The sequence below is a fragment of the Saccharothrix sp. ST-888 genome, assembly GCF_000955975.1.
Classification (GTDB): domain Bacteria; phylum Actinomycetota; class Actinomycetes; order Streptomycetales; family Streptomycetaceae; genus Kitasatospora.
Window position 1 is genome coordinate 1 of record NZ_JYJF01001015.1, and the last position, 296, is coordinate 296.

The following is a 296-nucleotide window of genomic DNA, read 5'->3' on the forward strand; positions in this document are numbered from 1 at the left end:
CGACCAGTTCGGCATCACCAGCGGACAGCAACCGCTCGGCCTGCGCCCGCAGCGCCACCTCACCCTTCGCCGACAGCACCACCGGAACCACCGGCACCAACGACGGCGAGACCGTCTCCCCGGCAGCCGCAGCCTCAACAGTCGGTGCCTGCTCCAGGATCGTGTGCGCGTTCGTCCCGCTCACGCCGAACGCCGAAATGCCGACCCGGCGGGGCTCGCCGGTCTCCGGCCACTCGGTCGTCTCGGTGAGCAGCGAGACCGCGCCCGCCGACCAGTCCACGTGCGGGGAGGGTTCG

The 296-nt window shown here is 72.0% G+C and carries 1 protein-coding gene; it reads right to left on the minus strand.

Annotated features, from left to right (window positions below; all coding sequences use genetic code 11):
• The coding region (locus tag UK12_RS35375) for a ketoacyl-synthetase C-terminal extension domain-containing protein (protein ID WP_045307328.1) at window positions 1–296 on the minus strand (296 nt) is incomplete at both ends.